Source organism: Desertihabitans aurantiacus, from assembly GCF_003344635.1.
Classification (GTDB): domain Bacteria; phylum Actinomycetota; class Actinomycetes; order Propionibacteriales; family Propionibacteriaceae; genus Desertihabitans; species Desertihabitans aurantiacus.
This window is the reverse complement of the sequence record NZ_QPKK01000465.1, coordinates 1-1,592: the sequence shown is the minus strand read 5'-3', so window position 1 is coordinate 1,592 and position 1,592 is coordinate 1. Positions and strand designations below refer to the sequence as shown.

Annotated in this window: 1 protein-coding gene; it reads right to left on the bottom strand. The window is 77.8% G+C overall.

The features are described 5' to 3' along the window. Positions 1 to 127: 127 nt before the first annotated feature. The gene (locus tag DVA66_RS20215; protein ID WP_114561559.1) at positions 128 to 1,573 is read right to left on the bottom strand and encodes a hypothetical protein; all 1,446 of its coding nucleotides are present in this window, start codon (positions 1,571 to 1,573) and stop codon (positions 128 to 130) included. Positions 1,574 to 1,592: the final 19 nt, after the last annotated feature.

Genomic DNA, 1,592 nt, shown 5'->3' with positions numbered 1-1,592 from the left:
GCCGGGGTGGCGGTCGGACCGCCGGTCGGGGTCGGCACCGGGGTGGGCGCGTAGGCGGGCGCGCAGGCGGTCAGCAGCAGCGCGAGCACCGCCGTGGTCAGCCGGCCGCGACGCCGGGTCGGCCGGGTCACAGGAACTCCCGCCGGCGCTGCTCCAGCCCGGCCAGCACCGCCGTGCCGGCGCCGAGCACCAGCAGCCCGGTGAGCGCGGCGGCGATGCCCAGGCCGAGGGTCTGCCCACCGAGCCGGTCGACCACCTGCACCACGTCGTCGCCGAGCACCGGGGCCAGCCGGTCCTGGAACTCCTGCGCCGTGCGGTTGGACGGGCCGTCGGCGGTGGCGGCCTGCACCGCCGCCTCCCAGTCGCCGCTGTCGTCGAGGGCCCGTATCTCGGTGTGGGCCTCGACGTGGCGCTGCCAGGCGGCGGCCAGCTCGGGGGTGCCGGCCTGCTCGAGGTCGTCGGCGACCGCGTCGGCCTGCTGCCGCCAGGTCTCCTCGAACGCCCCGCCCGAGCCCCGGGCGACCAGGGTCAGGCTCTCCAGCGCCTTGGCGTCGAAGGCGCCGGCGCGGGCGGCCGAGAGGTGGCGGACGGTGCTCAGCTCGGCCCGTTCCAGCTCGTCGACCCGGCTGGAGACGGCCGCCAGCGTGCCGGCGGCGACCGCGGTGGCGACCAGCACCAGGACCGCCGCCGCCACCAGCCCGAGGTTGAAGGTGCGGTGGAACCGCCGGGCCAGCAGGACCCCGGCCACCGCCAGCACCAGCAGGGTGGACGTCCCCGCCGCGACCACGAGCAGCACCGAGCCGCTGCGCGCCTCGGCCACCAGGCGTCCGGTGTTGGCCCCGGCCATCGCGTCCAGGGCGGGCACCGCGGTCTCCCGCAGCCGGGTGCTGGCCTGGCCGAGGTAGGACGCCCCGACCGGGAAGCCCTGCCGGTTGTTGGCGCGCGCCTGCGCGGCGGAGGCGGCGTAGCGGGTCACCTCCGCGGCGACCACCTGGAGCGCCTCCTGGTCGGCCGGCTGGGCCCGTCCGGCCTCCACCAGCAGCGCGCTGGCGTCGGTGAGGGCCTCGTCGAACTGCCGGCGCGAGCCCGCGTCCTCCAGCCCGGCGACGAGGAAGGCGTTGGTGGCCAGCGCGTCGGCCCGCAGCAGCTGGGACTCGATGTTCTGCACCCGGACCAGCTGCTCGGCGTTGTGCCCGGCGCGCTGCATGGCGCCCGCGGTCTGCACCAGGACGGTGGCGACGGCCAGCCCGAACAGCACCACCACCGTCGTGCAGAGCGTCATCAGCGTCACCACCAGCCGGGGCGAGCTCATCGTCTGCAGCCGGCTGCCGACCCCGCGGGTGCGGCCCGGTTCGGTGATCACCCGCGGCGGCACCGTCTCGGGGCGGCTGGGGAAGGCGACCCGCTGCTGCAGGTAGTCCGGGACGCTGGTCATCGCCGGGGGCGGCGGGATCGTCCGGGTGGTCGTGCGGACCGGTCCGGTCGGCACCGAGGGGGTGGGGGACGCCGGGGCGGAGGGAGCCGCCGCGGCCCGCCGGGGGGCGGGACGCGCCGACGGCTGCTGCTGGCTCACCCGCGCTCCTCCCCGCCCG